The organism is Nocardioides sp. SLBN-35, from assembly GCF_006715725.1.
In the GTDB taxonomy this organism is placed as follows: domain Bacteria; phylum Actinomycetota; class Actinomycetes; order Propionibacteriales; family Nocardioidaceae; genus Nocardioides.
The window spans coordinates 685,106-711,949 of record NZ_VFNU01000001.1; the positions used below are offsets into that span (position 1 = coordinate 685,106).

At 72.8% G+C, this 26,844-nt stretch carries 28 protein-coding genes and 1 pseudogene; 23 read left to right on the forward strand and 6 right to left on the reverse strand.

Translation table 11 applies throughout. From position 1 onward, the window contains the following. Position 1: 1 nt before the first annotated feature. From FBY23_RS03425 to FBY23_RS03460, 8 genes and pseudogenes are all read left to right on the forward strand, one after another. Complete coding sequence (locus FBY23_RS03425) at positions 2-1,102, forward strand: ABC transporter permease (RefSeq protein WP_260805718.1); 1,101 nt, start codon at positions 2-4, stop codon at positions 1,100-1,102. Continuing rightward, complete coding sequence (locus FBY23_RS03430; RefSeq protein ID WP_141796863.1) at positions 1,099-2,046, forward strand: ABC transporter permease; 948 nt, start codon at positions 1,099-1,101, stop codon at positions 2,044-2,046. Before FBY23_RS03425 ends, FBY23_RS03430 begins: the two co-directional genes overlap by 4 nt. Then, positions 2,043-3,038, forward strand: coding sequence for an ABC transporter ATP-binding protein (locus FBY23_RS03435; RefSeq protein ID WP_141796864.1), 996 nt, complete (start codon positions 2,043-2,045; stop codon positions 3,036-3,038). The genes FBY23_RS03430 and FBY23_RS03435 overlap by 4 nt, the downstream gene beginning before the upstream one ends. 25 nt (positions 3,039-3,063) lie before the next feature. Then, positions 3,064-4,020, forward strand: coding sequence for an ABC transporter ATP-binding protein (locus FBY23_RS03440; RefSeq protein WP_260805720.1), 957 nt, complete (start codon positions 3,064-3,066; stop codon positions 4,018-4,020). After that, positions 4,017-5,051, forward strand: a complete 1,035-nt coding sequence (locus FBY23_RS03445; protein ID WP_141796866.1) for an LLM class flavin-dependent oxidoreductase — start codon at positions 4,017-4,019, stop codon at positions 5,049-5,051. Before FBY23_RS03440 ends, FBY23_RS03445 begins: the two co-directional genes overlap by 4 nt. Then, positions 5,048-6,703: a DUF885 domain-containing protein gene (locus FBY23_RS03450; protein ID WP_141796867.1), complete on the forward strand. Its 1,656-nt coding sequence runs from the start codon at positions 5,048-5,050 to the stop codon at positions 6,701-6,703. The genes FBY23_RS03445 and FBY23_RS03450 overlap by 4 nt, the downstream gene beginning before the upstream one ends. Next, positions 6,700-7,110, forward strand: a complete 411-nt coding sequence (locus tag FBY23_RS03455; RefSeq protein WP_222117712.1) for a nuclear transport factor 2 family protein — start codon at positions 6,700-6,702, stop codon at positions 7,108-7,110. Before FBY23_RS03450 ends, FBY23_RS03455 begins: the two co-directional genes overlap by 4 nt. A gap of 98 nt (positions 7,111-7,208) precedes the next feature. Further along, a pseudogene (locus FBY23_RS03460) lies at positions 7,209-7,564 on the forward strand (glyceraldehyde 3-phosphate dehydrogenase NAD-binding domain-containing protein); the annotation flags it as partial. A gap of 190 nt (positions 7,565-7,754) precedes the next feature. Here the strand turns inward: FBY23_RS03460 and FBY23_RS03465 are convergent. Both FBY23_RS03465 and FBY23_RS03470 read right to left on the reverse strand, forming a co-directional pair. After that, positions 7,755-8,696 (reverse strand): helix-turn-helix transcriptional regulator, encoded by a 942-nt coding sequence (locus FBY23_RS03465; RefSeq protein WP_160158143.1) that lies wholly within the window; start codon positions 8,694-8,696, stop codon positions 7,755-7,757. Continuing rightward, positions 8,686-9,315: an FGGY-family carbohydrate kinase gene (locus FBY23_RS03470; protein ID WP_141796869.1), complete on the reverse strand. Its 630-nt coding sequence runs from the start codon at positions 9,313-9,315 to the stop codon at positions 8,686-8,688. The genes FBY23_RS03465 and FBY23_RS03470 overlap by 11 nt, the downstream gene beginning before the upstream one ends. Between FBY23_RS03470 and FBY23_RS03475 the strand changes: the two genes are divergently transcribed. Then, entirely contained in the window at positions 9,208-9,630 is a 423-nt protein-coding gene (locus FBY23_RS03475; protein WP_260805721.1) for a sugar phosphate isomerase/epimerase, read from the forward strand. The two genes, FBY23_RS03470 and FBY23_RS03475, sit on opposite strands and share 108 nt — an antisense overlap. A 90-nt stretch (positions 9,631-9,720) precedes the next feature. Here FBY23_RS03475 and FBY23_RS03480 read toward each other — a convergent pair whose 3' ends face one another. Next, positions 9,721-10,566: a PaaX family transcriptional regulator C-terminal domain-containing protein gene (locus FBY23_RS03480; protein WP_141796870.1), complete on the reverse strand. Its 846-nt coding sequence runs from the start codon at positions 10,564-10,566 to the stop codon at positions 9,721-9,723. Positions 10,567-10,796: 230 nt separating this feature from the next. On the opposite strand from FBY23_RS03480, the gene FBY23_RS03485 reads away from it, so the two are divergent. The 13 genes from FBY23_RS03485 to FBY23_RS03545 all read left to right on the forward strand — a co-directional run bounded on the left by FBY23_RS03485 (position 10,797) and on the right by FBY23_RS03545 (position 20,585). Beyond that, positions 10,797-11,660, forward strand: a complete 864-nt coding sequence (locus FBY23_RS03485) for a PaaX family transcriptional regulator C-terminal domain-containing protein (protein ID WP_222117713.1) — start codon at positions 10,797-10,799, stop codon at positions 11,658-11,660. Continuing rightward, complete coding sequence (locus tag FBY23_RS03490; RefSeq protein ID WP_141796872.1) at positions 11,657-12,166, forward strand: flavin reductase family protein; 510 nt, start codon at positions 11,657-11,659, stop codon at positions 12,164-12,166. Before FBY23_RS03485 ends, FBY23_RS03490 begins: the two co-directional genes overlap by 4 nt. Further along, positions 12,166-12,504, forward strand: coding sequence for a hypothetical protein (locus FBY23_RS03495; RefSeq protein ID WP_141796873.1), 339 nt, complete (start codon positions 12,166-12,168; stop codon positions 12,502-12,504). The genes FBY23_RS03490 and FBY23_RS03495 overlap by 1 nt, the downstream gene beginning before the upstream one ends. Before the next feature lie 128 nt (positions 12,505-12,632). Then, positions 12,633-13,562 (forward strand): transporter substrate-binding domain-containing protein, encoded by a 930-nt coding sequence (locus tag FBY23_RS03500; RefSeq protein ID WP_141796874.1) that lies wholly within the window; start codon positions 12,633-12,635, stop codon positions 13,560-13,562. 11 nt (positions 13,563-13,573) lie between these two features. Next, on the forward strand, positions 13,574-14,449 hold the full coding sequence (locus tag FBY23_RS03505) for an amino acid ABC transporter permease (protein ID WP_141796875.1): 876 nt from the start codon (positions 13,574-13,576) through the stop codon (positions 14,447-14,449). 44 nt (positions 14,450-14,493) lie between these two features. After that, positions 14,494-15,252 (forward strand): amino acid ABC transporter ATP-binding protein, encoded by a 759-nt coding sequence (locus tag FBY23_RS03510; protein WP_141800837.1) that lies wholly within the window; start codon positions 14,494-14,496, stop codon positions 15,250-15,252. Further along, on the forward strand, positions 15,249-15,974 hold the full coding sequence (locus tag FBY23_RS03515; RefSeq protein ID WP_141796876.1) for an SDR family NAD(P)-dependent oxidoreductase: 726 nt from the start codon (positions 15,249-15,251) through the stop codon (positions 15,972-15,974). The genes FBY23_RS03510 and FBY23_RS03515 overlap by 4 nt, the downstream gene beginning before the upstream one ends. A 26-nt stretch (positions 15,975-16,000) precedes the next feature. Beyond that, entirely contained in the window at positions 16,001-17,260 is a 1,260-nt protein-coding gene (locus FBY23_RS03520) for an acyl-CoA dehydrogenase family protein (protein ID WP_141796877.1), read from the forward strand. Beyond that, a complete protein-coding gene (locus FBY23_RS03525) occupies positions 17,257-17,556 on the forward strand; it encodes a TIGR04076 family protein (RefSeq protein WP_141796878.1) in 300 nt (99 codons plus the stop codon). Before FBY23_RS03520 ends, FBY23_RS03525 begins: the two co-directional genes overlap by 4 nt. Continuing rightward, positions 17,553-17,846, forward strand: coding sequence for a TIGR04076 family protein (locus FBY23_RS03530; RefSeq protein ID WP_141796879.1), 294 nt, complete (start codon positions 17,553-17,555; stop codon positions 17,844-17,846). The genes FBY23_RS03525 and FBY23_RS03530 overlap by 4 nt, the downstream gene beginning before the upstream one ends. Then, the gene (locus FBY23_RS03535) at positions 17,843-18,862 is read left to right on the forward strand and encodes an LLM class flavin-dependent oxidoreductase (protein WP_141796880.1); all 1,020 of its coding nucleotides are present in this window, start codon (positions 17,843-17,845) and stop codon (positions 18,860-18,862) included. The genes FBY23_RS03530 and FBY23_RS03535 overlap by 4 nt, the downstream gene beginning before the upstream one ends. 37 nt (positions 18,863-18,899) lie before the next feature. Next, a complete protein-coding gene (locus tag FBY23_RS03540; protein WP_160158145.1) occupies positions 18,900-19,187 on the forward strand; it encodes a putative quinol monooxygenase in 288 nt (95 codons plus the stop codon). A gap of 309 nt (positions 19,188-19,496) precedes the next feature. Next, the gene (locus FBY23_RS03545) at positions 19,497-20,585 is read left to right on the forward strand and encodes a DNA adenine methylase (RefSeq protein ID WP_141796882.1); all 1,089 of its coding nucleotides are present in this window, start codon (positions 19,497-19,499) and stop codon (positions 20,583-20,585) included. Here FBY23_RS03545 and FBY23_RS03550 read toward each other — a convergent pair. Beyond that, positions 20,563-24,096: an indolepyruvate ferredoxin oxidoreductase family protein gene (locus FBY23_RS03550; protein ID WP_141796883.1), complete on the reverse strand. Its 3,534-nt coding sequence runs from the start codon at positions 24,094-24,096 to the stop codon at positions 20,563-20,565. The two genes, FBY23_RS03545 and FBY23_RS03550, sit on opposite strands and share 23 nt — an antisense overlap. Further along, entirely contained in the window at positions 24,093-25,190 is a 1,098-nt protein-coding gene (locus tag FBY23_RS03555) for a Glu/Leu/Phe/Val dehydrogenase (RefSeq protein ID WP_141796884.1), read from the reverse strand. The genes FBY23_RS03550 and FBY23_RS03555 overlap by 4 nt, the downstream gene beginning before the upstream one ends. A gap of 131 nt (positions 25,191-25,321) precedes the next feature. Here FBY23_RS03555 and FBY23_RS03560 point away from each other — a divergent pair, with 131 nt between their 5' ends. Then, the gene (locus tag FBY23_RS03560) at positions 25,322-25,771 is read left to right on the forward strand and encodes an Lrp/AsnC family transcriptional regulator (protein WP_141796885.1); all 450 of its coding nucleotides are present in this window, start codon (positions 25,322-25,324) and stop codon (positions 25,769-25,771) included. Positions 25,772-25,980: 209 nt separating this feature from the next. Here the strand turns inward: FBY23_RS03560 and FBY23_RS03565 are convergent, their stop codons facing one another. Further along, the gene (locus FBY23_RS03565; RefSeq protein ID WP_141796886.1) at positions 25,981-26,802 is read right to left on the reverse strand and encodes an SDR family NAD(P)-dependent oxidoreductase; all 822 of its coding nucleotides are present in this window, start codon (positions 26,800-26,802) and stop codon (positions 25,981-25,983) included. Between the last annotated feature and the right edge of the window lie 42 nt (positions 26,803-26,844).

Below are 26,844 nucleotides of genomic sequence, written 5' to 3' on the forward strand. Positions count from 1 at the left end.
GGTGGCAGGCGGACGGGCGGCGCCTCCGAGCACGGGGGAGAGCGCCGCCACGACGGCCCGGACCGTGGTCGTCCACCGGCACCGCGGCCGGCTGGCCCGGTTCGTCGTACGCAAGCTGCTGATCACGCTCGGCCTGCTGCTCGGCGTCACCGTGGTGACCTTCCTGCTGGTGCAGCTGGTCCCAGGTGACCCGACGACGACGAACCTCTCGGAGTCGGCGCAGAACGACCCTGCGGTGGTCGCCGCCTACCGGGCGAAGTGGGGGCTCGACCAGCCGATGGTCGTGCAGTACCTCACCTATCTCGGCAACCTGCTCAAGGGCGACCTGGGGATCTCGCAGAGCACCGGCAACACCGTCGCCGGTGATCTGGGCCGCTACGTGCCGGCGACCCTGGAGATCGCGCTGCCGGCCATGACCCTGTCGCTGGTGATCAGCGTCGTCGTCGGCATGTGGGCGGCCGTCCGCAAGGACCGCGCCGCCGACCACACCGTGCGCGGGGTCGCCCTGGTGGGGCTCTCCACGCCGTCATTCTGGCTCGCGATCCTGGCGCTGTACGTCTTCTTCTACATCCTCGGGATCGCGCCGAACGGCGGCCGGCTCAGCGTCCAGTACGTCCCCCCGGACAAGATCACCGGGATGTACACCGTGGACGCGCTGCTGACCGGCCGGCCCGAGGTCTTCTGGGACGCGGTCGCCCACCTGGCGCTCCCCGTGCTGGTGCTGACCTGCCTGACGGTGTCGGCCCTGATCCGCTTCGTGCGCTCCGCGATGCTCGAGGTGCTCGACCAGGACTACGTCAAGGCGGCGACGGCCAAGGGCCTGTCCCGCTGGACCGTGCTGCGCCGCCACGTGCTGCGCGCCGGCCTGGTGCAGGTGGTGACCGTCGGCGGTCTCGCCTTCGCCTCGCTGCTGTCGGGCACCGTGCTCATCGAGCAGATCTACAGCTGGCCCGGAGTCGGCCAGTACGCCTATCGCGCCGCGGTCAACCTCGACCTCCCGGCGATCATGGGCGTGAGCCTGTTCGTGGCGCTCGTCTACACCCTGGTCAACCTGCTCGTCGACCTGCTCTACGGCGTGATCGACCCGAGGATCCGGCTATGACCCTCCCCGACCCGACGCCGGACGCCGTGAGCCCCAGCCCCGCCGCCCTGGCGGACCCGGCGAGCGACGCGGCGCTGGCGCCCCGGCGCTGGCTCGGGCTGCGGCGGGGCGCGGCCGGAGCGAGGGCCAGGCGAACCCGGTGGCGCGGCCTGACCCTTCTCGCCGCGGTGATCCTCGCAGGCTGGACTCTGGCCGCCCTCCTGGCGCCGGTGATCGCGCCGTACGACCCCCTGGAGCAGGTCGGGACGTACTACTCGCCGCCGTCCGGCGCACACTGGTTCGGCACCGACCAGCTGGGACGCGACGTGCTCAGCCGGGTGATCTACGGCGCGCGGCTGTCCCTGCCGCTCGCCGTGGTGATCGTGGCCCTCGCGCTCGCCCTCGGTGGCACCCTCGGCCTGGTCGCGGGCTACGTCGGCCGCGGGGTCGACGAGGCGCTGATGAGGCTGACCGACCTGGTCTTCGCGTTCCCCCAGATCATCTTGGCGATGGCGGTCTCCGCGGCCTTCGGGCCGAGCACCCGCAATGCCGTGCTGGCGCTGGTGATCGTGTCGTGGCCGATCTACGCCCGGGTGGTGCGCAGCGCGGTGCTCTCCATCAGGGGCTCGGACTTCCTCCAGGCCTCGCGGATGCTCGGCGTGGGGCCGTGGACGGCGCTGCGCCGCGACGTCGTACCCAACAGCGTGGGTCCGTCGGTCGTCCTGGGCAGCCTCGAGCTGGGCAATGCAGTGCTGCTCCTGGCCTCGCTGTCGTTCCTCGGCCTCGGGCCGCGCCCACCGGCCCCCGAGTGGGGAGCGATGATCGCGGCCGGGTCCACCGACCTGTCGAAGTGGTGGGTCAGCATCATCCCCGGCATCGCGATCCTGACCACGGTGCTCGCGTTCAACATGCTCGGCGACGCGATCCGCGACTGGCTGGATCCGAGAAACCGGAGTGCCCGATGACCGGATCCACGGGAGAGCCGCTGCTTCGCATCTCCGGCCTGCGCGTGACCCTGCCCGGCCCGGCCGGGCCGGTCGACGTGATCCGGGGCGTCGACCTGCGCGTCGACGCCGGCGAGATCGTCGGCGTCGCGGGCGAGAGCGGGTCCGGCAAGAGCCTGACCGCGTCGACGCTGCTCAACCTGCTGCCGCCGGGTGCGGTCGTGGAGGGCTCGATCCGGTTCGGTGAGCGCGAGCTGGTGGGCCTCGACGACAGGTCGTGGCGGCAGGTGCGCGGCTCGGAGATCGCCATGGTCTTCCAGGACTCCAGCGCCGCCCTGCATCCGATGCTGAGCATCGGCACCCAACTCACCGAGCACATGCGGCAGGGTCTCGGCCTCGACCGGGCAGCGGCGCGCAAGCGCGCCGTCGAGCTGCTGGACCGGGTCCGGATCCCCCAGGCGGAGCGGGTGCTCAAGGCCTATCCGCACCAGTTCTCCGGTGGCATGCGGCAGCGGATCGCGATCGCGGTGGCACTGGCCTGCCGGCCCCGGCTGCTGATCGCCGACGAGCCCACGACCGCGCTGGACGTGACGGTGCAGGCCGGCATCCTCACCCTGCTCGACGAGCTGCGCGCCGACGGCGATCTCTCGGTGCTGTTCATCACCCACGACCTCGGCGTCCTCGCCTCGCTGACCCGACGCTCCTACCTGTTCTACGCCGGCCGCGTGATGGAGAGCGGCCCGACCGCCGAGATGCTGACAGCGCCGAAGCACCCCTACACCGCCGCCCTGCTCGCGGCGCGCCCGCACGGCCTGGCCGGAGGCCGCACGCTGAAGGCCATCCCCGGCTCGCCCGTCGTCCCCGGCCAGTTCCCGCCCGGCTGTCCGTTTGCTCCGCGCTGTGGCTTCAGCACCCCGGAGTGCGACAGCGCGCTGCCTCCCGTGGTGGCGACCTCGGCCACCCGGGAGCTGGCCTGTCCCGTGGCGCCGAGCCTGGTCGAGTCGGGGGCCTGAGATGGGACGTGAGGAAGGAAGCGCCGTGAGCCTGCTCGACGTGGCCGACCTGTCGGTCGAGTTCCGCTCGCCGTCACGGGGCACCGTGCGCGCGGTGGAGGGCGTGGACCTGCAGGTCGCCGCCGGCGAGGTGCTCGGTCTGGTCGGCGAGTCGGGATGCGGCAAGTCGTCGCTGGCCCGGGCCGCAGCCGGCCTGGCCGTGCCGAGCGGCGGCACGGTGCGCTTCGACGGCGAGCCGGTGCAGCCGGTGCGCTGGCGCCGCCGCGCGGAGAGCCAGACCCGCCTGCAGATGGTCTTCCAGGATCCGTACGGCTCGCTGAACCCGCGGCGTACGGTCGGCTCGCAGATCCTCGACGGGATCCCGGCCTCGGTGACGGGAGCGCAACGTGCGGAGCGCGTTGCGGACCTGCTGTCCCGGGTCGGCATGTCGCCGGACGCGGCCCGGCGCTTCCCCCACCAGTTCTCCGGCGGACAGCGCCAGCGGTTGGCGATCGCCCGTGCGCTGGCAGCGGAGCCGCGACTGATCATCGCCGACGAGCCCGTCACCGCGCTCGACGCCTCGGCCCAGGCCCAGGTGGTCTCCCTGCTGCTGTCGCTGGTGCGGGACCTCGACGTCGGCCTGCTGTTCATCTCCCACGACCTGGCCCTGGTCCACGAGATCGCCGACCGTACGGCGGTCATGTACCTCGGCCGGATCGTGGAGACCGGGCCCACCCGGCAGCTGATGGCGCAGCCGCGCCATCCGTACACGCAGGCGCTGGTCCGCGCCATCCCGCAGATCTCGGCCGAGCCGAGCCTGCCGTTCGCGCTGATGGGCGAGGTGCCGGACGGCGCGAACATCCCCGCCGGCTGCCGGTTCAGCCCGCGCTGCGCGTACAGCACCGACCAGTGCCGCACCGAGCCGGCGCTGCGGCCGGCCGTGGACAGCGTCGTGGCCTGCTGGCGGGCCGAGGAGATCGCATCGATGGGAGCACCGACATGACGACCGGCTCGCCGGGGGCCCGGTTCAGCCTGGGCATCCAGACCGACAAGTCGACGGAGCAGTACGAGGAGATCGCCCGGGTCGCGGAGGATCTCGGCTTCGACGGCGTGAGCGTCTTCGCCGACCTCGGCTTCCAGCCGCCGCTGCCGTCGCTGCTCGCCGCGGCACGGGTCACTGACCGGCTCAACCTCGGCACAGCCTGCCTGAACAGCACCCTGCTGCACCCGGTGGAGATCGCCGGACAGATCGCGGTGCTCGACGAGGCGTCGGCCGGCCGCGCGTACTGGGGCCTGACCCGCGGCGCGTGGCTGGGCCAGATCGGCCTGGCGGCGCCGTCCTCGATGGCGGCGATGGCCGAGGCGGTCGAGGTGGTCCGACTGCTGCTCGACGGCGACGACCGAGGCTTCGCGGGCGAGCACTTCCGGATCGAGCCGGGCTTCCGGCTGCGCTACCGGCTTCCCGAGCGTCCGCCGCCGCTGCTGCTCGGCGTCTGGGGTCCGCGCGGCGCCACCATCGCGGGCCGGTACGCCGACGAGGTCAAGCTCGGCGGCTGCGCCAACCCGGCGATGGTGAGCCTGATGGCATCCTGGCTGGCTCCGGCGGCCACCGCCGCCGGGCGTCCCGCCGACGCCGTCGGCGTCGTGGCCGGCGCCGTGACCGTGGTCGACCACGACCGCGAGCTCGCCCGCAGGCTGGGGCGTGCGGAGGTCGCGATGTACCTCGACGTGGTCGCGGGCTTCGACCGCACCGTGGCCGTCGACCCCGAGCTGCTCGACCGGCTGCGCGGCCATCTCGCCGAGGGCGACCACGACGCGGCCGGTCGGCTGATCCCCGACGACGTCCTCGACCTGTTCAGTCTCTGCGGGACGCCCGGCGAGATCGCCGAGCACGCCGCCGCGCTGGTGGCGGCCGGGGCGACCCGGGTCGAGTTCGGCACGCCGCACGGACTGACCGGGCTGGGCGGCATCCGGCTGCTCGGTCGCGAGGTGCTCCCGGCGCTGCGCGCGTTGACTGCGGGCGCCGCCGGATGAGCGGGTCCCCGTCCTGGGCCGCGGCCGACGCCTACCTGGACGCGCGCGCCGCGGTCGATCCCGCCGCGGCGCAGGCGCGCGGCGACGACGTCGACCTGCTGCTCCCCGACCTGACCTGGGACGGCTTCACCGCCCGGGACGCGGCCGACCGCTCGGCACGTGCCGCCCTGCCCCCGCGGCCGGACGACGCGCTGGGCCGGGCCCTCGCCGAGCGTCTCGACTCCGAGATCGCGCTGTACGACGCCGGGTTCACCACCACCCTGCTGGCGCCCCTCGCGACGCCTGTGCACCGGCTGCGCGAGGTCTTCGACGACCTGCCCGACCACTCCGAGCAGGACTGGGCCCGCATCTCCACCCACCTGGCGGCGGCCGCGCAGGGGTACGCCGACTACGGCCGGACCCTGCTCCGTTCCGCCCGGGCCGGTGGGCGGGCCGCCGTACGACAGGTGGGCACGGTCGCCGACCAGGTGGCCTCGTGGATCGACCCCGCGGGCACCGACTTCTACCGGGCGCTGGTCGCCCGGCACGACGGCGACCCGACCCTGCACGGCGAGCTGGTGGCGCGGGCGGACCAGGTCTCGGCCGCGGCCGACGGGCTGGTCGGCCTGCTGCGGACCGAGCTGGCGCCGCTGGCCACCCCCACCGACGCCGTCGGCGCCGAGCTGTACCGGGTGACCGCGGGTGCCTTCCTCGGCGCCGAGATCGATCCCGCGGAGCTCTACGACTACGGCTGGTCGGAGCTCGCCCGGCTGCATGCCGCCGCCGCGGCGCTCGGGCACCGCCTGACGGGGGAGCGCGAGCCGGCTGCCGCCCGGCTGGCCCTGGACGCGCGTCCCGGCGCCTCGGTGCGCCCCGGCCCCGAGCTCGTGGCCTGGCTGCAGGGACGCCTCGACGAGCTCGGCGAGCGACTGGACGGAGCGTTCTTCGACATCCCCGACGCGACCCGGCGGGTGGAGGCTCGGATGGTGACGGCCGGCTCCGGCGTCATGTACTACTCGCCCCCGGACCCGGGGCTGACCCGGCCCGGCCGGGTCTGGTGGTCGGTGCCCCCGGGCACGGAGCGCGTCCCCACCTGGCGCGAGGTGAGCACGGTGCACCACGAGGGCCTGCCCGGCCACCACCTGCAGTTCGCGGTCACCATGGGCCTGCGCGACCTGCACCCCTGGCAGCGCTACCTGTGCCACGTGCACGGCTACGCCGAGGGCTGGGCGCACTATGCCGAGCAGCTCGCGCTGGACTGGGGCATGGTGCACGAGGAGGCCGAGATCCTCGGCATCTACCAGGCCCAGCTGTGGCGCGCGGCCCGGATCGTGATCGACATCGGGCTGCACCTCGGCTTCCCGGTCCCCGCCGGCAACCCGCTGCTCACCGCTGAGCGCTGGGACCCCGAGGTCGCCACCGAGTTCCTGGCCCGGGTGGCCGGGATCGACCCGGTGACCGCGCACTGGGAGGTGGTCCGCTACCTCGGGTGGCCCGGCCAGGCGCTGGCGTTCAAGGCCGGCGCCCGGCTGTGGACCGCCGCCCGCGACGCCCGGGCTGCGGCGTCCGGAGCGGCCTTCGACCTCAAGCAGTTCCACATGACGGCGCTGGGGCTCGGTCCGATGGGGCTGGGGCCGCTGCGCGAGACGTTGGCGAAGGAGAACCACGCGTGACCACGGCTATCAGGGAGACCGACGGCGAGATCGTCCGGGCGACCCGGGAGATGTACGCACGACTCGGCGACCGCGCCGGCTTCGACGCGCATCTCCACCCCGACGTCACGATCTGGGAGTCCGACCAGCCCGGCGGGCTGATCGGGCTCGCGGACCTCGACGCCCTGCGCGACCGTCGTACGTCCGAGCCGGCACCGCCCTCGGGGCCGTTGCCCGTGGTCGAGGTCCGCGACCCGGTGGTCGACCGCTGGGAGGAGAGCGCCGTCGTCAGGTACGTGCTGCACGCCGTGGCCGTCGACGGCGAGTCGTCCTTCCGGGTGACCGACGTCCTGCAGAGGAACGGGCAGGAGTGGCTGATCGTGCACCACCACGCCGAGCAGGTCGGGGTGCCGGCGAACGCGGGATAGCCGCTCCCTACTCGGCGTCCAGGTCCGTGGCCGGCGCCGAGGTCATGATCAGCCGCGGCCACGCAGTCGCGTGACCGGTCCCCGACCATCCGCCTGCCGGTGACGGCGTGATCGTGGTGGGCGATGCGCAGATCCAGGTCTCGGCCGAGCGGGACCCGGCCGCGTTGGGGTGGGGCGAGCTGGGGGTCGACGTCGTGGTCGAGTCGACGGGCTTCTTCACCGACGGTGCGAAGGCGCGCGCGCATGCCGATGGCGGGGGAGCGAGGAAGGTGATCATCTCGGCGCCGGCCTCGAACCAGGACGTGACGATCGTGATGGGCGTCAACCACGACTCCTACGACCCGGGTGAGCACATCGTGATCTCGAACGCGTCGTGCACCACCAACTGCCTGGGTCCGATGGCCAAGGCGCTCAACGAGGGCTCGGGATCGTCGAGGGTCTGATGACCACGGTCACAAGGACCTGCGCCGGCGGCTGCCGACGGCCGCTACCTGGTCTACTCGACCGACCCGATCGTGTCCTCCGAGGTCGTGACCAACCCGGCCTCGTGCATCTTCGACGCGCCGTTGGCCAAGGTGATCGGCAACCAGGTCAAGACCCCTCTGGGCGCGCTGACTCCTGGCCCACGCCGGTGAGCGTGCCGGTCAGCGGATCGCGTCGAGCGCGCCGGCGCGGAGGCCGAAGGTCTGCTCCAGGCGCTGCATGAGCCGGGCGCTCGGGGTGGTCCGGCCGGACTCCCAGGTGCGCACCGCGGCGGTGCTGCAGCCGCACCGCCGGGCCACCTGGGCCTGGGTGAGCCCGGTCCACGCGCGCAGCGTGCGCAGCACCCGGGGCAGGTCGCCCTGGCGCCACCGGCGGTGGTCGAGCAGGGGTGGTGGGTCGATCCCGGCCGCCCGCGCGACCGTGGCGACCGGTAAGCCGTAGGCCCGGGCCAGCCGGCGTACCGCCGCGAGCGAGGGGCGTGCCTCCCCGCGCTCCCAGGCGCCCAGCGAGCGACGGTCCACACCCGCCAGCCGGGCGGCGTGCGACTGGCTGAGCCGGCTGCCGTGCCGCAACCGGCGCAGAGGACCGGCGGGTGCGGCAGGCCGGAGGACGATCGGTGTCGGGGTCGCCAGCGCCGAGACGAGGTCGTCGTGGGGTACGCCGAGCAGCTCCGCGATGGGCGCGATCCGGTGCGCCGGGATCCGGGCCCGGCCGCCTTCCCAGTTGTAGACCGTCGCCACCGGGACGCCGGCCCGGCGGGCGACGACGGCCGCCGAGACGCCCGCCGACCAGCGCAGTGGTCGCAGCGCGCAGCCGCGGTACCCCGGGGCCGGGGACACCGGCGGAGCGGCCCGCGCGTCGTCGAAGAAGTCCGCGACCCTGGTCGGGTCGAGGTCCAGCACCCGCGCGAGCGCATGGATGTGGGCCGGGCCGGGGAGCCGCTCGCGACGCTCCCAGCGCAGGACCGACATCGGGTGGACGCCGATCTCCGCGGCCAGGTCGGCCGCGCGGAGCCCACGGCCGGTGCGCACCGAGCGCAGCAGGGTGGGCGCGGCGGTCCGCCCTGCTGGGCGGGGTGCGTCGGCGCCCGGGTCAGTCCGCACGGCCGTGCGCGCCGGGCTCCCAGCCCTGGGTCCGTTCGCGGAGCAGGGCGTACCGCTCGAGCACCTCGGCCGTCGCCGGGGCGACCACCTCGTCGCCCCGCGGGGCCGGCCACGGCGGCGGATCGGCGGCGCCGGTGAGGGTCCAGGCCGCCTGGCGGGCGGCGCCGATCGCGACGTACTCGGCCGGCTCCGCGACGAGCACGGGGCGGCCGAGGACGCCGGCCAGGATGACCCGCAGCGCCTCGCTGCGGGCCGCGCCACCGACGAGCAGCACCCGGGCAGGCTCAGCGTCCAGGCGGCGGGTGAGCTGACCGACCGCCTCGGTCAGCGAGCAGGCCAGGCTCTCGAACGCGGCGCGGGCGAGGTCGGCCCGGGTGGTGCGGGTGCGCAGGCCGGTCCAGGTGCCGACCGCCTCCGGCCGGTTGGGGGTCCGCTCGCCGCCGTAGTAGGGCAGCAGGCTCACCCCCTGGGCGCCGCTCGGCGACTCCAGGGCGAGCGCCGAGATGGTGTCATGGTCGACGCCGAGGCGTTCGGTCTGAACTGGGATCCCAGCCACTTCGTGTGGCAGGACCTCGACCCGGTCGGCTTCCTGTGGGACTTCAAGGACCGGATCTACCACGTGGACTGCAAGGACGCGAAGCGGCAGACCGGCAACGGCCGCAACGGCCGCAACGGACGCCTCGGCTCGCACCTCCCGTGGGCCGACCCGCGTCGGGGCTGGGACTTCGTCTCGACCGGCCACGGCGACGTCCCGTGGGAGCAGTCCTTCCGGATGCTCAACACGATCGGGTACGACGGCCCGATCTCCGTCGAGTGGGAGGACGCCGGCATGGACCCCCTCGTCGGCGCTCCCGAGGCACTCGAGTTCGTCCGGCGGCTCGCCTTCGACGCCCCGGCTGCCGCCTTCGACGCGGCGTTCAGCACCAACGACTGAGGGCCCGTCTCGGGGTCGCGCATCTGACGGATGGGCTGTGAATCCGGCGAATTCACGACCCATTCGTCAGATGCGTGCGGACTCGAGGACCTACGCCGGGCCCTGCCCCACGACCGCGGCGACATAGGCCGCGGCGGGCTCGCGGACCAGGTCCTGCAGCTCGAGGAACTGGGGCAGCGTCTCGTTGCCCGGCCAGTCGCTCGGCAGGAACTCGGCGGGCAGCGCCGGGTCGACGTACGTGATCGGCCGCCAGGTGTCCAGCGCCCGGATCCAGGTGCGGAACGCCGCGCGCGGCTCACGGCCGGCCCGGAACGCCTCGACGTCGGGACCGACGGTCGCGCGGAACACGTCGTGCAGCGCCCAGACCGACTCCAGGTCCCACCAGCGCTGGACGGCGACCGACGGCTCGGTCGCGCCCCGGATCGAGTCGACGATGAAGAGGGTCACCCGGTCCGCTACACCGAGGTCGGCGACGATCTGCTCGATCTCGTCGACCATGAAGCCGGGGGCGATGAGGAGCGCGGCCGCCACGGAGCCGCATCCCACCCAGGTGAGCCGCCGGCGCAGCTGGTGGCGCAGGTCGCGCTGCTCCTCGGGGATCGAGAACGAGATCACGCACCAGGGCGAGTCCACGCTCATGAAGCGGGGGGCCACGATTCGCTGGATGTCGCGCTGGATCGTCGCCTCGGCGCGCGGGGTGAGCACGTAGCCCGAGGCCCCGTCGCGGACCTCGGTGGTGACGATGCCCTTCGCCTTCAGCCGGGTCAGGGCGGTCCGGGTTCGCGCCCCGCTGACGTCGACCGCCTCCATCAACGACACCAGCGAGCCCGAGGTCAGCCAGGGCTCCCCGGCCGCGACGGAGACGCCGAGGACGGTGCGCAGCAACGATGTCGCGCTCCCAGGCCGGGCGCCGAACTCGTCGACGAGCTCATCCACGAGTCGATCCTTCTCAGCTGTGCTGCCGGCGGCGTTGACGTCCGGATTCTAGTGGCCCGGGTCGGCGGTCGGCGTAACACGCCTGTCATCAGCGTTAACAGACTCGACGCTTCATTTCGTTGACGAACGTGACGAAGCCGGATTACATTCACGAGTGTGACGTACGGAACAGTTATGAAATATCTGTTCCGCCAGCGATGCAGGTCGACGGAGGGCACATGAGTGGTGTCATGGACGACCTCGACGCGCGGGTCGGCAGTACCACCTCGCTGCTGCGCACCGTGATCGGGGTCAGTGTCCGCGCCGAGGGCGGCTGGCTGTCCTCCTCGGCGTTCGTCACGCTGCTCGACGAGCTCGGCGTCCCGGCCGGACGCACCCGCACCGCACTGACCCGGGTCAAGGCCAAGGGGATCCTGGTCCTCGAGGCGCGGGCGGGCAGTGCCGGCTACTCGCTGACCGACGCCGCCCGCCGCATGCTCGAGCGTGGCGACCGGCGCATCCGCCAGCCGCGGTTCATGGAGGACGACCACGACTGGTTCGTCATCTCCTTCACCGTCCCCGAGGACGACCGGCAGCTGCGCCACCAGCTCAAGCGCCGCCTGAGCTGGATCGGCTGCGGCTCGGTCGCGGGCGCGCTGTGGATCGGGCCCGGCTTCCTGATCGACGAGGCGGAGCAGATCGTGGCCGACCTCGGGCTCACCGGGCAGGTCACGCTCTTCGTGGTCCAGGAGATCCGCGGCGCGACCGCGCCCGCCGACGCCATCGCGCAGTGGTGGGACCTGTCGGCCATCGCGGCCCGCCACGAGACCTTCCTCTCGGCCCACGGCGCGTCGCTCGCCGCCTACCGAGCCGACCCGGGGCCGCGCAACGCCTTCCGCAGGTGGATCCTCGCCCTCGACGCCTGGCGCCCCATCCCGTACGTCGACCCCGGGCTGCCGCTGTCGCTCCTCCCCGACGACTGGCCCGGCAGGAGGAGCATTCCTGCCTTCCTCGAGCTGCGCGACGCGCTCAGCGTCCCTGCGGCCGAGTACGTCCACACGGTCGTGGCAGCCCCCGCCCGCGCCGCCCAGCACCGACGACAGGAGCCGGCGTGACCGGGACCGCACTCGACCAAGGCCGTCTCCGCGAGGCCTTCGCCCGCTTCCCCTCCGGTGTCGCGGTGCTCGCTGCCGTCGTCGACGGGGCGCCCCAGGTGCTGGTGGTGTCGTCCTTCACGGTCGGGGTCTCGCTCGAGCCGCCCTTGGTGGCGTTCGCCGTACAGAACGGGTCGGGGACCTGGCCGCTGCTGAAGCGCGCCGGCTCGCTGGGCGTCAGCGTGCTGGGGGCCGAGCACGGCGAGCTCTGTCGCCAGCTGGCCTCGCGCGAGAAGGAGGCCCGGCTGGTCAACGACCCGTTGCGGCGGATGGACTCCGGCGCCCTGATCGTCCCCGACACCCCGTTGCGGCTGTGGTGTCGCATCCACGACGAGTTCCCCGCGGGCGACCACACGATGGTCCTGCTCGAGGTGCTCGACGTCGACGGCGACACCGTCGGTGACCTCGCGGGGGAGCCGCTGGTCTTCCACGGCTCCGCCTTCCGTCGGCTGAAGGAGCCGAGCTGATGGCCGCGACGAGCGCCGACGCCTGGGAGCTCCGGCTGCGCGCGCTCCACCGGCCCACCGGGTGGCGGCGGGGGATCTGCGTGCTGCCGGAGGTACCCGCCGACGTCGCCGACGCGGCCGCCCGGGTGCTGGCCGAGCACGGCGAGGAGCGGGTACGCCGGCTCGCCACGATCATGCCTCGCCCCGGAGCCGCGCTCACCACCGACGACGAGGTCGTCTACTTCCTCGACCGCTTCGGCCACGAGTACACCGTCGTGCTCTGCGGAGCAGATCGTGCCGACAAGACCGCCCTGAGGCTGGCCGCCGACCGAGCAGGGTGCGCCCTGGTCCTGGTCTGACCCTGTCCGCTCCGACCATCCCGCCCGTCCACCGACCCCGCCTACCGATCCCGTCCACCGAAGCCTCGCCCTTCTCGGGACCTCCCCTCCCGCGCGTCCCTGTCCGCGCCCCAGAGAAAGAACCCGCCATGACTCCTCTCACGAACCGCTTCCGGGCGATCGGCCTGGTCGCCGCCCTCGCCGCCACCGCCTCGCTCACCGCCTGCGGCTCCTCCTCCGACGACGGCGACAAGCAGACCGCCACCGGCGGCACGGCGCTGTTCAAGACCCTGCCGAAGGCGAACCAGGACTCCGGCAAGGTCAGCTTCGGGGCGCTCTGGGAGACACCACCGATCATCAGCGTCACCGCCTCGGACACGACGAAGCCGGTCGGCCTGGCCCCGGATCTCGCCGTTGCGCTCGGCGAGGAGCTGGGGGTGAAGTCGACCTGGCAGAACATGCAGTGGCCGGCGCAGCTCCCGGGCGTGCAGTCCGGGGTGGTCGACGCGCTCTTCGGTCAGGTCAACGTCACCGAGGAGCGGGAGCAGAGCATCGTCGACATGGTGCCGTTCTACAAGACGACCATGGCCCTGCTCCTGCCCGCCGCCGACGCCGACGGCGTGACCAGGATCGCGGACATGTGCGGTACGACGATCGGCGCCCCCGTCGGCTCGGAGACGGTCGCGGAGCTGAAGAGCGTGAGCGCGGCGGAGTGCGCCTCCGAGCCGGTCAAGATCAAGGAGTTCCAAGGCGCCACGCTGGCGATCAGCGCGGTGAAGTCGGGCTCGATCGACGCCTGGCTGGACACGACGGCCAGCCAGGTCGCCGCCGCTGACGCCGACGCCGATCTCGCCTCGGTCGAGGTCCCCGAGGACGAGATCGCCCCCGTCTACAACGGCATCGCCGTCGGCAAGGACAAGCCCGAGCTCACCAAGGCGCTCGTGGAGGCGCTGCGTGCGCTGATCGAGAGTGGGCGCTACGACGAGATCTTCGCCGCGAACGACTCCTCGGCCGCCGCCATCACCGTCGACGAGGTCGTCGCGAACCCGATCACCTCGACGCCGGTCGGCGAGAAGTAGCGGCCACGCTCATGACCAAGCCAGCTGTGGCCGGCCCGCCCGTGGCCGCACCACCCGTCGACCCCACCCCGGTCCCGAAGCTCGTTCCCGTCCGGCGCTGGGGGCGGGGGATCGGCGCGGGCATCGTCCTGCTGCTCGTCGCCGGAGCGATCAAGGGTGTCGCCACCAACGACAACCTCGAGTGGAGCGTCGTCGGGGACTACCTCTTCGACGCCAACGTGCTGCGCGGACTTCGCCTGACCCTGGCCATGACCGCACTCGGCATGGTCGCCGGACTGGTCCTGGCCGTCGTCGTCGGCGTGATGCGGACCTCGGCCAGCCGGATCGTCGCCGGCGCCGCCGCGGTCTGGGTCTTCGTCTTCCGCGGCATCCCGCTCGTCGTGCTGCTGATCTTCGTGGGCAACCTCGGGCTGTTCTTCGACAACCTCACGATCGCGATCCCCCTGACCGGTGTGGAGCTCTGGTCCGCGCCCGTCAGCGAGGTGGTCACGCCGTTCTGGGCATCGGTGACGGCACTGGCGCTGGCCGGGTCCGGCTACATGGCCGAGGTGGTCCGTGCGGGCCTGCTCTCGGTCGGCCGCGGACAGCACGAGGCCGCGATGGCGCTCGGCCTCCCGCAGGTCGGCACCCTCCGGTTCATCGTGCTGCCGCAGGCGCTGCGGGTGATCATCCCGCCGCTCGGCAACGAGCTGATCGGGATGCTCAAGGCCTCGGCCATCGTCTCGGTGATCGCGGGCGGCGACCTGATGACCGCGGTGCTCGGCATCTCCGGCGTCACCTTCCGCACGATCGAGATGCTCATCGTGGGCACGATCTGGTACCTCACGGTCATCGCGGTGCTCTCGGTCGGCCAGTACTTCCTCGAGCGAAAGGCGGCCGAGAAGTGAGGCGCGCGACCGACACCCTGGCCCCGTCGACGTACGACGGCCCGATGATCGCCATCCGCGGCGTACGCAAGTCCTACGGCTCCGTCGAGGTCCTGCACGGCATCGACCTCGACGTCGGCCGGGGCGAGAACGTGTGCATCATCGGTCCCTCCGGGTCCGGCAAGAGCACCCTGCTCCGCACCCTGAACCACCTGGAGGGCATCTCGGCCGGCACCATCCGCGTCGACGGCCGCCTGATCGGCTACGAGGAGCGGGCCGGCCGGCTGCACGAGCTGCGCGAGTCCGCGGCCTGCCAGCAGCGGCTGCAGGTGGGCATGGTCTTCCAGCACTTCAACCTGTTCCCGCACATGACGGCCCTGGAGAACGTCGCCTTCGCGCCGATCCGGGTCAAGCGGGACAAGCCGGCGCAGGCCCGGGCGCACGCGGCCGAGCTCCTCGGCCGGGTCGGCCTCGCCGGCAAGGAGGACTCCTACCCGTCGAAGCTGTCCGGGGGCCAGCAGCAGCGGGTCGCCATCGCGCGGGCGATGGCGCTGCGCCCGGATGTGATGCTCTTCGACGAGCCGACCTCGGCCCTCGACCCCGAGCTGGTCGGCGAGGTGCTCGCCGTGATGCAGGATCTGGCCAGGACCGGCGGCATCACGATGGTCGTGGTGACCCACGAGATCGGGTTCGCCCGCGAGGTGGCCGACCGCGTCGTGTTCATGGACCAGGGCGTCATCGTCGAGATGGGCTCGCCCGGGCAGGTGCTCGACGACCCCCAGCACGAGCGCACCCGCGGCTTCCTCTCGGCGGTGCTGCGATGACGGCGGCCGGCCCGGTCGCCCTCGTGGCGGGCGCGACCGGACCGATCGGCCGGTCGGTCGTGCGGGCGCTCGCGGCCGAAGGCGCGCGCGTGGTCGCCCTGTCCCGATCGGGCGAGCAGGTCCCCGGCTGCGTCCAGGCCCTGGACTGCGACCTGGGCGACCCCTCGGCCCTGGACGCCGCGATGAGCACGCTCGAGGCGAGCTGGGGCCCGGTCGAGATCCTGGTCAACGCGGCGCACCCGTCCGCCGACTTCGGTACGCCGGTGGCCGAGCTGGACCCCGGCGTGCTCGCCGGCCAGCTGGCGGGTGTCACAGCCCATGCCGCGCTGTGTGCCCGGGTCGTGCCCGGGATGCGCCGGCTCGGCCGCGGCCGGGTGGTCTACGTGGCCGGAGCGTCGATGGCGCGCCCCCTCCCAGGCGCCGGCGGGTACGCCGCCGCCAAGGCCGCCGGTGCCGTGCTCACCCGCCATCTCGCCCTCGAGGAGGGCGGCGCCGGCATCACCGCCAACGTGGTCGCGCCCGGCCGCGTCCTCGACCCGGTAGCGCCGGACGAGCCGTCCGGCCCTGCCGCCGCCTTGGGCCAGGAGCTCGGCCGGCGCCTCGCCCTGCCCACCTTCCCGTCCCCCGACGACGTGGCCGCCGCGGTGTGCCTGCTCGTCGCCTCCCCGGCTCTCACCGGCCAGACCATCTGGGTCACCGGTGGCGAGCCGATCGCGGCCTGAGCCGCGCCTTCGAAAGGACCTTCCTCGTGACCACCACAACCACCCCCTCCTCCACCGCCGACGACCTCGGGGTCGACCTCCGGGCGCCCGACTCGGCCGGGGCGGTGCTGGCCAACGCCCGGGCGCTGCTGCCGCTGGTCGCCGCCGAGGCCGACGCGGTCGAGGAGGCGGCCCGGCTCACCCCCCGGCTCGAGGCCGCCTTCCGAGCCTCGGGCGTCTTCCAGATGGCCTTCCCCGCCTTCCGGGGCGGTTTGGAGATGACCCTGGCCCAGCAGACCGAGGTGGTCGCCGAGATCGCCGCCGTCGACGCCTCCGCGGCCTGGAACGTCGCCGTCCTCAACGCCGGCGGCTATTACGCGGCCCGGCTCGGCGACCAGGCTTACGCCGAGCTGTACCCGACCCGCGACCGGCCCACGAGCGGCTCCTTCCATCCCCGGGGCCGGGCCCAGCGCGTCGACGGCGGCTTCCTCGTGACCGGCCACTGGGACTGGGGCAGCGGGAGCTACACCGCGGACCACGTCGTCGGCAGCGCTGAGGTCTTCGACGGCGACACGCCGGTGATCGGCTCGGGCGGCAAGCAGATGCACCTCGGGCTGTGGCTGCCCAAGGACCGGCTCACGGTCCTGCACAACTGGCAGACCCTCGGTGTCCGCGGGTCCGGCAGCACGTCGTACGAGATCGTCGAGCCGGTCTTCGTCCCGGAGCACCACTCCTTCGACCGCGAGGCCGAGTACGACCAGTCCCGCGACCCGCTGAACCGCAGCGTCCGGCTGGCGCACTACGCCCTGACAGGCGTCGCCCTGGGCGTCGCGCGGCACCTGGTGCACGAGGCGGCCGCCGTCGTCGGCCGTCGGGTGCCCCCGGGCAGCGCCGTCAACCCCGACTCCGCCGCGCTGCAGACGCTGGGCCTGGCCATGGCCGAGGTCGACTTCGCCTACGCCGGCGTGCGGGCGGTCGCCGACCTCGTCGACGAGGTGATCTTCGGCGGTGACGAGCTGGCGCCGGTGCACGAGGCGCGGATGACGGCGGCGAACGCGGCGGCCGCCGTGGCGCTGCGCCGGGTCGTTGACCTGACCACCGAGCTCCTCGGCGGACAGCTGATCCTGGACCGCAGCCCGGTGCAGCGGGTGCTCCGCGATGCCTACGGCGCCCTGGCGCACGCCGGCACGCGACGGATGCTGATGGCCCCGCTGGCCGCCTCCGCACTGGCCGACGAGCAGCAGCGGCTCACCCTGCCCGACGACCCGACGTACGGCGCCGGGCCGCTGCGGGGCGCGGGGTCATGACCGAGCCACAGCTCACCGCCCCGGCCCCGCGGCTGCGGGTCGTGGTGGACCGTGCCGAGAGCCCGCGCTGCGGACTGCGCGTCGGGGACGGCGTCGTCATCGACGGATCCACCATCGCGACGGACGGTCGCGAGTTCTGCTCGGCCGCGCTCGCCGCCGTGGCGCCGGTGCTCGCCGCCCGCCAGTACCCGCTGCCGGTCGATGACTGGCTGGTGCGCAAGCCCTACCTGTCCTGCCCGCACGCCGAGGACCGGGTCGTGCTGCGGATCGACGAGCTCGGGGAGGATCCGCGATGACCCTGCGGGTGCGCTGCACCGTCGAGGCCTTCAACTACTCCGCTTGTGGTCTGGCGGTCGGCGACAGCTTCGAGCTGACCGCCACCGGCGTGACCGTGCCCGAGGGCCGCACCTTCTGCTACTTCGCCATCACCAACGCGATCGCGGCCGTCCAGCCCAGCCTCGGCGCCGCCTTGCCGGACGCCTATCTCGCCGCCCGCCCCCTCGTGATGTGTCCCGACACACCGGAGGAGCTGCGCATGCGGGTCGAGGTCGTCGACCCGACGCCACCGACAGGAGAGCCCTCATGACCCCGATCTTCAGCGCCCGCGTCGGCGGACAGACCGGAGCGCCCGGCGTGCTCGGGGTCGTCGAGAAGGCCATCGCCGCCGAGGAGGCGGGCTTCGACCAGGTCTGGACGGGCAACGACTTCCTGGGCGAGCCCGGCATCGTCTCCCTCGCCGCCATCGCGATGCGGACGACGCGGATCAAGTTCGGCAGCGGGGTCCTGGACCCGGTCAGCCTGCATCCGGGGCAGATCGCGCAGATCGCCACGGGCCTGCAGGAGCTCTCCGGCGGGCGGTTCCTGCTCGGCATCGGCGCCGGCTCCGACGTCTACTTCGCGCGGGCCGGGATCACTCCCGCCCTCAAGGCGGCGCCCCGCACCCGGCAGGCGGTGGTGACCATCCGCGAGCTGCTCGCCGGCCGCAGCCCGCTCGGCACGCCGTACGCCGCCGAGGGCTGGTCCGAGCAGGCCGTGCTGCGAGACGCCCATCCCACCCCGATCTACGTCGGCGGCCTGGGCCCCCGGATGCTGGCGGTCGCGGGCGGCTTCGCCGACGGCGCCCTGTCCCTGTGCCTGCCGCCGCGCCACGTGCGCGCCGTCACCCGGCAGATCGCCGAGGCGAACGCCGCGGCGGGGCGCACGATGGCGGACTTCGACCTCGCCGCCTGCGTGTGGGCCTCGATCTCCGACGACCGTGCCGCCGCCCGCAGGATCCTGGCCGCGCACATCGCCGAGTACAGCGGCTCGCTGGCACCCGCCGCGCTCAGGGCCAACGGCCTCGACGTCGCCGAGTTCGAGCACACCCAGTCGCTGATGAACCAGGGCCGGGTCGCCGACGCGATCGACTCGGTCACCGACGCGATGCTCGGCCTTGGCATCGTCGGCGGCGTCGACGACGTGATCGAGCAGTGCGGCCAGCTGATCGACTCCGGCGTCCGCCACATCTCCTTCGGCCCACCGATGGGCACCGACCCGATCGGCGCCCTGCGCCTGATCGGGGAGAAGGTCCTACCCGCGATCCGAGCCCAGTTCACCGCCTGACAGCGGCGCCCGCCGCTCCTACGAAATGAGAGAGAACATGATCGTCATCCACGGTGGAGTCCTCATCGACCCGGACCACGTCGACGAGGTCGCCCGCGCCGCCGTCGGCTTCGAGGCCGCCTCGCGCGCGGAGGCCGGCTGCGTCGAGTACCAGCTCTCCTGGCGGGTCGGCCCGTCAGCGAGCCTGCGCCTGCTCGAGATCTGGGAGGACGAGGCGAGCTACCTCGCCCACACCGAGGCCGCCCACACCAAGGAGTGGTCGAGCTACGTCTCCGGGGCGGCGGCCGGCCCGCCCGCCTTCACCAGGTACGACGTCGAGGGGTGAGGCGCCGAACTGGCGCTCGCGTCCGCTCCTTGCGAGCGGGATCGATCTTGTTCGGCATGCTGTTCATCCTTCCGGACTCGAACAGCAGCGGCATCACGAACACGGGGGTCGGCCTTCTGTGTTGTGAGGCTACGTCCGACCTTTCACACTCACGCCGATCGCGTGTCAAGGCCGGCTCCTAGGGTTCTGGCTGCCCGGGTACGGCGACGATCATCCCCCCGAGACTCGCCGTACCCGTGCCCGCCGCGGGGTGTGGGGCCGCGCGGCCCGGGTCCCGCGGTGCGACGGAAGGCGAAGTAGCCTCGGTCCGTGCTCAAGTACCTGGGTTCCAAGCGGACCCTGGTCCCCGTGCTCGGCGACATCGCGGAGGCGGTGGGCGCGAGGACCGCGGTCGACCTGTTCACCGGTACGACGCGGGTCGCGCAGGAGTTCAAGCGGCGCGGGCTGGTGGTCACCGCGACCGACCTGGCGACGTACAGCCAGGTCCTCAGCGACTGCTTCATCGCGACCGACGCGCGCGAGGTCGACGAGCAGGAGCTGGACAACGAGCTGAAGCGGCTGGCGGCGCTGCCGGGGGAGCCGGGGTACTTCACGGAGACGTTCTGCGTGCGGTCGCGGTTCTTCCAGCCCAAGAACGGCGCCCGGGTCGACGCGATCCGCAACGTGCTGGAGAGCGACCACCGGGGCTCGCCGCTGTACCCGATCCTGCTGACCGCCCTGCTGCTGGCGGCCGACCGGGTCGACTCGACGACGGGCGTGCAGATGGCCTACCTCAAGCAGTGGGCGCCGCGGTCCCACAACGACCTGGCGCTGCGGCGCCCCGAGCTCCTCCCGGGCACCGGTACGACGATCCGCGGCGATGCGATGCGCACGATCGACGACCTGCCGCCGGTCGACCTGATGTACCTGGACCCGCCGTACAACCAGCACCGCTACTTCACGAACTACCACATCTGGGAGACCCTCGTCCGCTGGGACGCACCCGAGCACTACGGGGTCGCGTGCAAGCGGATCGACAGCCGGGACGCGGGGACCAGGAGCATCTTCAACACCCAGCGCGCGATGCCGGCCGCGTTCGCCGACCTGGTCGGACGGGCCCGGTCGGAGGTCGTCGTGGTGTCCTACAACGACGAGTCGTGGATCACCGCCGAGCAGATGATGGACTCGCTGCGCGACGCCGGGCACGAGGACGTGCGGATGCTCGCGTTCGACCGCAAGCGGTACGTCGGCGCCCAGATCGGGATCCACGGTCCCTCGGGGAAGAAGGTCGGGACCGTCTCGCGACTGCGCAACGTCGAGTACGTGTTCGTCGCCGGGCCGACGGCGAGGGTCGGGGCCGCGATGGCAGCGGCCCACGACCCCTCGCGTCCGCCCGTCAGTCGACCGCCGGAGGCGTGACGCCGAGCTCGCGGAGCGCGGCGACGTACTCCTCGACGTTGCGCAGCTTGACCGTCTCGTAGCCCCGGACCAGGTCGGGCAGCTCCGCGATCCGCACCGCGCGGTCGTACGACGCCGCGTCGCCCAGCTCGGAGGTCAGGCCGGTGACCAGCGTCCGGTAGTGGTCGCGCAGCTCGCGCTCGACCTTGCGCAGGTGGGCGTAGCCGAAGACGTCCGCGCGGGTGCCCCGCAGCGACTTCATCCGGGCCAGCGCGCGCAGCGAGCCGTGCGACTTCGGGCCGAACGAGATCTTCTTCTTCCGGCCCATCGCCCGCAGCACCGGCGGGTGCAGCTTGAACGCAACCGTGCCGCCGGGGAAGGCGTCGCCCGTCGAGGCGAGGAAGGCCGGGTCGGTGAGGAGCCGAGCGACCTCGTACTCGTCCTTGTACGCCGTCAGCTTGAACAGGTTGCGCGCGACGGCCTCGCTGAACCGGGTCTCCGCGGTCGCGGCCCGCTCGGCGGCGGCGACCTGGGCGACCAGGGCGACATAGGAGTCGGCGAGCTTCTCGTCCTGGTAGCCGACCAGGTCGGTGGCCCGTTGGGAGACCAGGCGGAGCAGCTCGCCCTCGAGGCCGGCGGCCGCCACGGAGGCGGGTACGGCGACCTCGCGGGCAGGAGCGGTCGGCGCGGCGACGGCGCCGGCGGCCCTGAAGGCAGCCGGGTCGGTGACCGCGACGCGGCCCCAGCGGAACGCGGCGATGTTGGCGGCGACCGCGGTGCCGTTGATCTCGATGGCCTCCTCGATCGCGGCCGCGGGCAGCCGCAGCGCACCCGTCTGGTGGGCGGCGCCGACGAGCAGGAAGTTCGCCGCGACGGTGTTGCCGAAGATCCGGTCGGCGGCCCCGAGCGCGTCGAAGTCGAACAGCTCGACGCTGGCGGTGCGGACCCGGTCGAGCAGGCCCGCCTCGTCGGGGTGGGACACCTTCGGGTCGTGGACCATCGCGCCGGTGGCCGTGCGGCTGGTGGAGACGACAGTGCGGGTCTTCTCCGGGTCGCCGTAGGTGAGGTTGCGGTCCTCGGCCAGGGTGAGCAGGTCGAAGCCGAGGAAGCAGTCGGCCGACCCGGGGGTGAGGCGGTTGGCCGGCTCGAGGTCGCCGGCGGCAAAGCGCAGGTGACCGGTGACCGGTCCGGCCTTCTGGCTCAGGCCGGTCTGGTCGAGCGACTCGACGGCGTACCCGGCACGCAGCGCGGCCGTGGCCAGCACCTGGTTGACGGTCACGATGCCGGTGCCGCCGATGCCCGCCATGAAGACGTTCTGGGTCGTGGTGACCGTCTGGTCGGCGGTGCTCGCCGCGACGCTCGGCGGCGCCGGGTACGAACGCTTGGACTTGGCGGTCCTGGGGGTCTCGAGACGGTTGCTGCGCAACCTCATCGACCACCGGGCCGTCTTCGGTGCCGTCTCGACGGTGACGAACGACGGGCAGTCGCCGTCGAGGCAGCTGTAGTCGGTGTTGCAGGAGGTCTGCTCGATGCGGGTCTTGCGGCCGTACTCGGTCTCGACCGGCTGCACCGACAGGCAGTTGCTCTTCACGCCACAGTCGCCGCAGCCCTCGCAGACCGCCTCGTTGATGACGACGCGCTGGGTGCGGGCGGGCAGGGCGCCGCGCTTGCGCTGGCGGCGGGCGTCGGCGGCACAGTGCTGGTCGTAGATCAGCACGGTCACGCCGGGGACCTCGCGCAGCAGCCGCTGGGCCTCGTCGAGGCGGTCGCGGTCCCAAAGCAGGGTGCCGGCGGCGAGGTCGCGGCGGCGGTGCCGGCCGGGGTCGTCGGCGCAGACGATGATCTTGGCGACGCCCTCGGTGGTGAGCTTGTGGGTCAGCTGCGCGACGGAGAGCGCGCCCTCGGCGTCCTGGGCGCCGGTCATCGCGACGACCTCGTTGAAGAGCAGCTTGTAGGTGATGTTGACGCCGGCCGCGATGCAGGCCTGCACGGCGAGCTGGGCGGAGTGGAAGAAGGTGCCGTCACCGACGTTCTGGAAGATGTGGCCGGCATCGGTGAACCACGCCTGACCGATCCACTGCGCACCCTCCCCGCCCATCTGGGTGACACCGGTGACGGTGTCCTCCGGGCGGTCGGAGATGGTGACCATGGCGTGGCAGCCGATGCCGCCGCCACCCATCGAGCCCTCGGGCAGCACGGTGGAGCGGTTGTGGGGGCAGCCCGAGCAGAAGTACGCCGACCGGTTGACCGGGAGCAGCGGCAGGCTCGTGCGGGGTCGCTGGGGCGGGGCGACGGTCAGCCAGCCCTCGAGCGCGTGGCGCAGGGGAGCGAGCAGCCGGCCCGCGGTGAGCTCGCCGTCGGCGGGGATCAGCCGCTGGCCCGAGGCGTCCAGCTTGCCGAGGATCCGCGGCGCGTTCGCGCTGCCGTAGAGCAGGTCGCGGACCTGCATCTCCATGAAGGACGTCTTGTCCTCGACGACCACGATCTCCTCGAGGCCGTCGGCGAACCGGCGTACGGCCTCGGGCTCGACGGGGCTCATCATGCCCATCCGCATCACCCGGACGCCGGCCGCGACCAGCGCCTCGTCGGTGACGCCGAGGTCGGTCAGCGCCTGGCGCAGCGAGTCGTAGCAGCTGCCGGAGGCGACCAGGCCGATCCGGGCGGTCGGGGAGTCGACCTCGATGACGTTGAGGCCGTTGCGGGCGGAGTACTCGTGGACGAGCGCCGTCCGCGGGCCCACGAGCTCGGCCTCCGCGCCGACGATCATCGCCGGGCGGAGCACGATCGGGCTCTGGGTGTAGGCGTAGGGGTTGCCGTTCCAGTCGATCGTCGGCGTGACCGGGGTCAGGGCGACGTCGGAGCTGTCGACCACCCAGGCGCCGTCGGCGACGTCGGCGACGATCTTGAGCGCGACCACGCAACCGGTGGCGCGCGACATGTCGATCGCGTGCAGGCCGAGGGTGACGATCTCGGTGGAGTTGCGGGGGAAGAGCACCGGGATGCCGAGCGCGGCCAGGGACCGCTCGCTGACGGCCGGCACGGTCGAGGACTTCGACGCCGGGTCGTCGCCGACGAGGAGGACCGCGCCGCCGCGGCGGTTGACGCCGTACATGTTGGCGTGGCGCAGTGCGTCGGTCGCCCGGTCGACGCCAGGGCCCTTGCCGTACCAGAAGCCGGTCACGCCGTCGTACTTGCTGGTGCCGAGCGGCAGGTCGACCTGGCTGCCCCACACGGCGGTGGCGGCGAGCTCCTCGTTGAGGCCGGGCACGAAGCGGATGTCGTTGGCGTCGAGCACGTCCTGCATGCCGGCGAGCATCCGGTCCAGGCCGCCGAGCGGGCTGCCCTGGTAGCCGGACACGAAGGACGCGGTGTTGAGGCCGCGGCGACGGTCGAGGGCGCGGTGCTCGACGAGGAGGCGGGCGATCGCCTGCACGCCGGTGAGCAGCGTCGGCGGCGCGTCGACCCGGAACCGGTCGTCGAGGTCGTACGGCGCGGCGGGCTCGCCGGCAGGTCGTTCGAGCAGCTCGGTCATGCGGTGGCTCCCTCGGTCGGGCGGGTCGCGGCGGACAGGCGTTCGGCGACGATCTCGGCGGCGACCTCGCTGGGCAGCCGGCCGCTCTCGTCGGAGCGGGTGAGGATCGCGCGCACGGTGGTGGCGATCGCGGCGATCTCGACGCGCAGCTCCTCGGGCGTGCGCGCCCAGATCTCGCCGCCGACCTGGATCAGGCCGCCGGCGTTGGCGACGTAGTCGGGCACCCAGATGATGCCGCGCTGCTGCAGCAGCGGGGCGACCGACGAGTCGAGGAGCTGGTTGTTGGCGGCGCCGCAGACGATGCTCGCGCGGATCGCGTCGACCGAGCCCGGGGTCAGCGTCGCGCCGAGCGCGCACGGGGCGTAGACGTCGACAGGGGCGTCGAGCACGCTGGCGCGCGTGGTCACCCTCGGGTGCGCCTCGACGATGCGGGCCAGGGCCGCCTCGGACGCGTCGGACACGACGACGCTCGCGCCCTCCTCGAGGAGGAGCGCGACCAGGTGGGTGCCGACCTTGCCGATGCCCTCGACGCCGACCGTCCTGCCGCGCAGGCCGTCGGGTCCCCAGCGGTGCTCGGCGGTCGCCCGCATCGCGCTGAACACGCCGTACGCGGTGGAGAAGCCGCTGTCGCCCGAGCCGCCGTTGTGGCCGACGACGTACCGGGTGGCGGTGGCGACCTCGTCGAGGTCCTGTGCCGTCGTACCGACGTCGGCGGCGGTGAAGTAGCGCCCGGAGAGCGTGTCCACGAACCGACCGTACGCCGCCATCAGCTCCGGCGTCTTGATCGACTCGGGGTCGCCGATGATGACCGCCTTGCCGCCGCCGAGGGGGATGCCGGCCGCGGCCGCCTTGTGGGTCATGCCCTGCGAGAGGCGCAGCACGTCGGTGAGCGCCTCGGCCTCGCTGGCGTAGGGGTAGAAGCGGGTGCCGCCGAGCGCCGGGCCGAGCCGCGTGTCGTGGATCGCGATGATCGCGCGCAGTCCGGTGGCCTCGTCGCGGCAGAAGACCACCTGCTCGTGGCCGGCGGACCCGAGCTCGTCGGAGCGTTCGAAGACCAGGTCGACGGGGGCGGCGGGGGCGGCGGTCAGCGTCATGCGCACGAGCCTGGGGCTTGGTGGGCCGGGTCACAAGACTTGTCGCCCGGTTTGGCGTCGATCCGCAATCGTGGCGGTGCGCTGCCGCTTCGTTGCGCAACAGAAGACTCGTGAGGAGTAGATTCCGTTGCGTGAGTGATGCTGCTGTTCTCGACACCACCGACCGCGCGATCCTCGACCTCCTGCGGGAGAACGCGCGCCGCCCGCTGCGCGAGATCGCGACCGCCGTCGGGCTGACCGTCGCACCGGTCCAGCGGCGGATCGCGCGCCTGGAGAAGCTCGGTGTGATCGAGCGCTACACCGTCAAGATCAACCACGGCCGGATCGCGACCGGCATCGAGGCGATGACCGAGCTGCACTTCGGCGACGACCTCGACCTCGCCCAGATCATGGAGTTCGTCGCCCAGGTCCCCGAGGTCGAGGAGGTGCTCACCCTCGCCGGCGACCCGGACGCACTGGTGCGGATCCGGGTCGACGGGGTCGAGGACCTGCGCCGCGTCGTCGGCATCCTGCGCTCGGGACGTGCGGTCGCGAGCACGAAGACGCTGGTCGTGCTGGAGCAGTGGACCCGGTTCGGCTGACGTGCCCGTCGAGTCGCCCCGTCCTCGTGGTTGAGTTGCCGCTTTCTCCCTGTTGAGTTGCCCCGTCCTCGTGGTTGAGTTGCCGCTTTCTCGCCGTTGAGTTGCCGATCTCAACGGTGAGTTCCGGCAACTCGACGGTGAGTTCCCGGCAACTCAACGGTGAGGATGCGGCAACTCAACGGTGAGAATGCGGCAACTCAACGAGCTGGTCAGCCGAGGCTGACCGACGGGGCGGTCCGGGTCGTGATCATCTCGGCGCGGGCGGCGAGGCCGGCGTCGGTGAACTCGGGGTGGGTGATCACCCAGTACTCGCCGGCGGCGACGGCGTCGAGCACGATCCGGGCGTACTCGTCGCCGGGGATGCCCTCCTCGACGTTCTGCTGCGCGAGGTACTGGTGGAAGCCGAGCAGCGCCGGGTCCTCGGTGGCGGGGGCCTGGGCGAAGATCTCGCTGCGTACCGGGCCGGGAGTGACGACGGAGACCTTGACCGGCGACTGCGCCATCTGGAGCTCCATGGCCAGCGACTCGGTGAGGCCGAGGACCGCGAACTTGGTGGCGGTGTACGGCGCCATCATCGGGCTCGGCAGGAAGCCGCCGACCGAGGCGACGTTGACGACGTGGGCCGCCGTGCCCTGGGCGACCAGGCGCGGGACGAAGGCGCGGACGCCGTTGACGACGCCGCGCAGGTTGACGTCGATCGCGGTGTCCCAGTCCTGGGCGGAGATCGCCCAGGAGTAGCCGATCCGCATCACGCCGGCGTTGTTGACGACCAGCTCGACGCTGCCGAAGCGCTCGAACGCGGCCTCGGCGAGCCGGTCCACGGCGGCGGCGTCCGCGACGTCCGTGACGACGCTCAGCACCTCGCCGGGCAGCTCGGAGGCCACCGCCGAGAGGCGGTCCTCGTCGATGTCGGCGAGGACGAGCTTCATGCCGAGGGACGCGGCGTGCTGGGCCAGTCCCTTGCCGATGCCGCTGCCGGCGCCGGTGATCACCGCGGTGCGGCCGGAGAAGACGTCGTGGGCCGTGGTCATGGAGGAACCTCCCTGGTCGTTGGTGCCCTCACTGTGGTGAGG